Here is a 6,325-nt window from a genome sequence, read left to right as displayed (position 1 = left end):
ACAGTCAGCAGTAAACGGAAAAATTTGTGTTGGGCATCCGCCGCCACTGCGCCCGAAGCACCGAATCCATAGAACTCGACACGCTGAGCCTGAGACATGAGCGACACAGCCCTCTGCAACTCCACCGGATCGAGTTTCTCGCGAACCTCCATCAGGGTGTGCAGGGTGGTGTCGAAGATTTTCAGGCTGTAGTCGGGAATGGCGGGGACCTGATCGGACCTTCAGTGCATGTCTTGAACGGTAAAAATCAAATACGGCGCGCTTTAAGATTCAAACTTTGTTAGTTCATCAGAGCACAAAAAAACATACAGCCTTACAAATCCAACCAACAAATATCAACCACTCACAAGTTGAGTTGGATATATTGATTGGGCAGGAAGCAAAAACTTAATTAAAGGAGCTACACATTATGACTATTAAAACAAAAGACTGGACCGCACAAATCGATCGCATGCCCGGCGCCGCTTCGTTCCGCACCTTTGGCACCGTAACCGTTGCCCATACCGGCATCACACCAAAGCTGGAAATGACCGCACTGCAAGATAAATCCTTCGATCTGCGCCTTGAGCTTAAACTGGAAACTTCCAGTGAAGCTTCCCTGCAAGTCTTAACAGATAAAGTTGTTGAATATAAAGCACTGGGCGATTCAAACATCACTGGCGTCAGCATTTTCCACGAAGGAAAGTTGCTGCACCACATCGACAAAGTTCTAATTACCCACTAATAACCCATTAGCTTCCTGGCTTCCCGTCGACACCGAATATGTCCGGCGGGAAGTTGAGCCATTCACACAGCGCATTGCTCTCGCAGCAGAGCCGTCAATCCATCTGCCTCGATGGGCCGACTGATCAGATACCCTTGCACCTCATCGCAGTGCTCATTCTTGAGGAATTCAAGCTGCTCACGACGCTCGACCCCTTCTGCCACAACCTTCAACGACAGGCCATGAGCCATGGCAATGATCGCCCGGGTGATCGCCGCATCCTCACTGCTCTCCCCCAGACCACGGATAAACGCCTGATCGATCTTCACGTAATCCACCGGAATCCGTTTGAGGTAACTCAGGGATGAATAACCGGTGCCGAAATCATCGATCGCCAGCTTCACCCCAAGATCACGCAACTGCTGGAAGGTCGCAATGATGTGCTCGACGCTATCCAACAGCTGGCTCTCGGTGAGCTCCAGTTCCAGGTAATGCGGCGCCAGGCCGGTTTCCTCCAGCACCTGGCGCACCAGGCTGACCAGTTTTCCCTGACGCAATTGATGCACCGAGAGGTTGACCGACACCCGAATCGGCTCCAGTCCCTGTCGCTGCCACTCACACGCTTGCCAACAGGCCTGGCGCAAAACGAATTCGCCGATAGCGCCGATCAGCCCGGTTTCCTCGGCCAGACCGATGAAATCCCCCGGCGGTACCTGGCCCAAGGTCGGGTGGCTCCAGCGTACCAACGCCTCGGCGGCATTCAGCCGACCGGTGGCGAGGCAGAGTTTCGGTTGATAAAACACGTTCAACTGCTTTTCTTCGATGGCTTTGCGCAACTGGTTTTCGAGCTGAAAACGCTCGAGCGTGCTGGCTTGCAGGCTGTGTGTATAGAACTGGAAGTTGTTGCCGCCCAAGTGTTTGGCATGCTGCATGGCCATGTTCGACTGGCTGACCAGCGCGGAAGTGTCCCGTGCGGTGTCTGGCAACAGGCTGATGCCCATCGACACGCTCACCACCAATTCATGACCCTCGACGGTGATTGGCAATCGCAGCTTGGTCGACAAACGGGTCGCCACGCGCGCCAGGCTCGACAGGTTGCCGTAGGCATCGAACAGCACCGCAAATTCATCGCCGGACAAACGGGCAATGGTGTCCGCTTCCGGTAGCGCATTGACTAACCGTCGAGCCATTTTCTGTAATAGCTGATCGGCAATTTCGTGACCGAGGCTGTCGTTGAGGAGCTTGAAACGGTCCAGATTGATGTGCAGTAACGCCAGACTACGACGCCCGCCCTGGTGCACCCGCTGATGAGCCTCTTGCAGCCGTTCACGGAACAACGCACGGTTGGCCAAGCCCGTGAGCTCATCATAATGAGCGAGGTAACGCATACGCTCTTCGGATTCACGCCTGGCGGACAGATCGGCGAAGAAGCCGACAATATGACTTACATTTCCCCGCTTATCGCGTACGGCATTCAGTTGCAGCCATTGTGGATACAACTCACCATTCTTACGGGTTTCGACCAGTTCACCCTGCCAGGTGCCCTGCTGTTCCAGCGCCTGACGAATCGTTGCGTAATGCCGGCGAGCGTCGCGACTGCAGGGCAACTCGACCACGTTGCGCCCGAGCATGTCTTCGATGTCGTAACCAGTCACTCGACTGAAGGCCTGATTGATGGCAATCAACGCGTAATTCGGGTCCAGAATCACAATGCCTTCACTGGCGGCCTCGAACACCGTCGCCGCCAGTTGTCGCTGCTCTTCCAGGCCCTTGCTGGCACTGATATCGCGGCGGGTGCCGACCATGCGGATCACCCGTCCCTTTTCGCCGCGCTCAACCGCTCGGCCACGGTCCTCGATCCAGACCCAATGGCCATCGCCGTGCCGTACCCGATACTCGATCTGATAATCCTCGCTGCGGCCCTTCAAGTGTTCGACCAGCGCCCGCTTCAGCGATGGCAAGTCGTCGGGGTGCAGACGCGGTTTGAGGTGGCTGAGCATCGCCGTCACGAATTCCGGCTCCAGGCCAAATAGCTCCTGAAGGTGAGTGTGATGGACTTCGTCTGTCTGCAGGTTCCAATCCCACAATCCCAGTTCACTCGCCTTCAACGCCAGCGCCAGCCGCGCTTCGCTCTTGCTCAAGGCCTGGTTGGCAGCATCCAGCTCCAGACTGCGTTGGGCGACTCGATTTTCGAGGTCGACCTGAGTTTCGCGCAATTCGTCTTCAGCGCGGCGGCGCTGGTCGATTTCCTTACCCAGTTCGTGATTGAGCTGATCGCTACGACTTTGCGCCTGCTGCAAGTGCTCGATCAGGGCCTGATTTTGAAAGCGCCGCAGCAACCCTTGATCGATCAGCCGATTGACCTGCCAGGCGACCACGCTCAACGAACCCAGCAAAATCAGCCCGAACCAGCCCCAACCCTGTTCCTGTTCATCGCCACCCCAGAACAGATAGCCGATGGCCGGCAACAGACAGGGCAAGGTAAACGACAGAAAAGCAGGCAGGCTGACGGCATAAGCGACGCTGGCCGAGAGGGCTGCGGCGCCGATCAGGCCGAACACCCAGGCTTGTTGCATGAAATTGTCAGCGGGCACCAACGCGATGCCGGCACCGGCCAGGGTCAGGCCAGTCATGGCAGAGCCGAGCATGAACATGCGACGCCAGACCGGATGGACCTGACGGTGAGGAATCGCCGAATCGAAGGCCGCGACCTGAATCACTCGCAACGCCACCAGCGACAATAGCCAGATCAGCCAGACGCTGACCACGAAGTAACGCTGCGGGCTCCAGAGCAACCCGGCGCACACCAGACCGTTGATCAACATGAACAGCGTAGGTAACAGCGAACCCTGATACAGCAGACGCGTGCGTTCGACCGCCATTTCCATGGCGTACTGTTTGCGGATAACCCGGGGCTCCACGGAGGGGCCCGACAGGTCGGAGCTGAGGGTCATAGGCAATGTTCTTGTTCTTATAGTGGGGCATGCGAGCCCGAATTGTGAACGGAGCATACACAAGCAAATGCCCGGACCAAACTGCCTCAGGTCATAAAACAGACAAAAATATCAGCCACCCGCATCAACACCAAAAGCAGCCAGACGAGCCCTGTCCATGCTTGCAGCCAGTGACCGACCGGTCGTCATAGATGCTTCTTTCATCGGCTAATGCAAAGCTCGGTTTGCCCGGGGTGACGGCGCACCCTAGAATGCCCCGATGCGCGATGATCTCTCCCTTCTGCTGAACTCCCTCAACGATGCCCAACGTCAGGCCGTAGCTGCCTCCGTGGGTCGTCAGTTGGTCCTGGCCGGTGCTGGCTCCGGTAAAACCCGAGTGCTGGTGCACCGTATCGCCTGGTTGATCCAGGTCGAAAACGCCTCGCCCCACTCCATTCTGTCGGTGACCTTCACCAACAAGGCTGCTGCCGAGATGCGTCATCGCATCGAGCAGCTGATGGGTATCAACCCGGCCGGCATGTGGGTCGGCACCTTCCACGGCCTGGCGCACCGCTTGCTGCGGGCGCACTGGCAGGAAGCCGGCCTGAGCCAGACCTTCCAGATTCTCGACAGCGACGACCAGCAACGGCTGGTCAAGCGGGTGATCCGCGAGCTGGGCCTGGACGAGCAACGCTGGCCGGTCCGGCAGGCCCAGTGGTTCATCAACGGGCAGAAAGACGAAGGTCTACGTCCGCAACACATTCAAGCCAGCGGCGATCTGTTCCTGGCGACCATGCGCAGCATTTATGAAGCCTATGAGGCCGCATGCCTGCGCGCCGGCGTCATCGACTTCTCGGAACTGCTGCTGCGCGCCCTCGATCTGTGGCGCGATAACCCGGGCCTGCTCGCTCATTATCAGAAGCGCTTCCGGCACATTCTGGTGGACGAGTTCCAGGACACCAACGCCGTGCAGTATGCCTGGTTGCGTCTACTGGCCAAGGGTGGCGACAGCCTGATGGTGGTCGGCGACGACGACCAGTCGATCTACGGCTGGCGTGGCGCGAAAATCGAGAACATTTATCAGTATTCCGACGACTTCCCGGATGCCCAGATCATTCGTCTGGAGCAAAACTACCGCTCCACGGCCGGGATCCTCAAAGCTGCCAACGCGCTGATCGCCAACAATACCGGGCGCATGGGCAAAGAGCTGTGGACCGATGGCGGCGAAGGCGAAGCGATCAATCTGTACGCAGCCTTCAATGAACACGACGAAGCACGCTACGTGGTTGAAACCATTGAAAGCGCGCTGAAAACCGGCTTGGCTCGTAGCGATATCGCGATTTTGTACCGCTCCAACGCCCAATCGCGCGTTTTAGAAGAAGCCTTGCTGCGCGAGCGCATTCCGTATCGCATTTATGGCGGCCAGCGCTTCTTCGAACGAGCAGAAATCAAGAACGCCATGGCGTACCTGCGTTTGCTGGAAGGCCGTGGAAACGATGCGGCCCTGGAGCGGGTGATTAACGTTCCGGCCCGCGGCATTGGCGAAAAAACCGTCGAAGCGATCCGTGATCATGCGCGCCACAGCCATGTGTCAATGTGGGAAGCCATGCGTCAGCTGGTGGCCAACAAAGGCCTGACTGGTCGCGCTGGTGGTGCCATAGGGGCATTTATGGAGCTGATCGAGGACCTCGCCGCCAAGTGCCTGGAAATGCCGCTGCATTTGATGACCCAAACCGTCATCGAGCAGTCGGGGCTGATTGCCTATCACCAGGCGGAAAAGGGCGAGAAAGGCCAGGCTCGGGTAGAAAACCTTGAGGAACTGGTCAGCGCCGCGCGCAACTTCGAAAATCCGGAAGAGGATGAAGAGCAGTCGCCACTGTCAGCATTCCTCGGTCATGCCTCGCTGGAAGCCGGAGATACCCAGGCCGACGAGCACGAAGACAGCATTCAGTTGATGACCTTGCACAGCGCCAAGGGCCTGGAATTCCCTTATGTATTTCTGGTGGGCATGGAAGAAGGCCTGTTTCCGCACAAGATGAGTCTGGAAGAACCCGGCCGTCTTGAAGAGGAACGCCGCCTGGCCTATGTCGGTATCACCCGGGCGATGCAGAATCTGGTGCTGACCTATGCTGAAACCCGACGTCTGTACGGCAGCGAGACCTACAACAAGGTGTCGCGTTTCGTACGTGAAGTGCCGAAAGGCCTGATCCAGGAAGTGCGGCTGTCCAACAGCGTCAGCCGTCCGTTCGGCGGTGGTCAGCAGCAGAGTTCCAGCAGCCTGTTCGGCGGCAGCGAGATCCCGGACACCGGGTTCAGCCTCGGTCAGACTGTGCGGCACTCCGTGTTCGGCGATGGGGTGATTCTGAATTTCGAAGGCGCCGGCGCTCAGGCACGGGTGCAAGTGAACTTCAGCGAAGGCAGCAAGTGGTTGATGCTGGGTTACGCCAAGCTGGAAGCCGTTTAATGGCGAACGTCAGGGAGGATTTCTGTGGGAGCGAGCCTGCTCGCGATGAACGATGACGCGGTGTTTCTGCTATTGCGCGGTGCAGCTATCGCGAGCAGGCTCGCTCCCACAGTTTGATCGCGCAGTGGCGCTGGCCGTTTTTCCTACAGAACTTACCCACTCGCCCTACAGACCAAAGTTAACAGGACTTATTGCGCTGATTGAAGCTGAACACAACCTGTCAGG

3 protein-coding genes are annotated in these 6,325 nt (G+C 57.6%); 2 read left to right on the top strand and 1 reads right to left on the bottom strand.

Translation table 11 applies throughout. The features are described 5' to 3' along the window. The first annotated feature begins 409 nt into the window (after positions 1 to 409). The gene (locus CKW20_RS07210) at positions 410 to 724 is read left to right on the top strand and encodes a hypothetical protein (RefSeq protein ID WP_095052334.1); all 315 of its coding nucleotides are present in this window, start codon (positions 410 to 412) and stop codon (positions 722 to 724) included. Between the two features lie 62 nt (positions 725 to 786). On the opposite strand, the gene CKW20_RS07205 is transcribed toward CKW20_RS07210, so the two are convergent. Further along, positions 787 to 3,657, bottom strand: a complete 2,871-nt coding sequence (locus CKW20_RS07205; RefSeq protein ID WP_095052333.1) for an EAL domain-containing protein — start codon at positions 3,655 to 3,657, stop codon at positions 787 to 789. A gap of 259 nt (positions 3,658 to 3,916) precedes the next feature. On the opposite strand from CKW20_RS07205, the gene uvrD reads away from it, so the two are divergent. Continuing rightward, positions 3,917 to 6,100, top strand: coding sequence for a DNA helicase II (uvrD, locus tag CKW20_RS07200; RefSeq protein ID WP_095052332.1), 2,184 nt, complete (start codon positions 3,917 to 3,919; stop codon positions 6,098 to 6,100). Positions 6,101 to 6,325 lie beyond the last annotated feature (225 nt).

Origin of the sequence: Pseudomonas sp. Irchel s3b2, assembly GCF_900187445.1 — a bacterium.
Classification (GTDB): domain Bacteria; phylum Pseudomonadota; class Gammaproteobacteria; order Pseudomonadales; family Pseudomonadaceae; genus Aquipseudomonas.
The sequence above is the reverse complement of the archived record's forward strand: the minus strand, read 5'-3'. Positions and strand labels throughout refer to the sequence as shown.

Excerpts from the sequence above, each read along its gene's own strand:
- CKW20_RS07205 (WP_095052333.1), bottom strand. The coding sequence starts at position 3,657 with ATGACCCTCAGCTCCGACCTGTCGGGCCCCTCCGTGGAGCCCCGGGTT.
- CKW20_RS07210 (WP_095052334.1), top strand. The coding sequence starts at position 410 with ATGACTATTAAAACAAAAGACTGGACCGCACAAATCGATCGCATGCCC.
- uvrD (WP_095052332.1), top strand. The coding sequence starts at position 3,917 with ATGCGCGATGATCTCTCCCTTCTGCTGAACTCCCTCAACGATGCCCAA.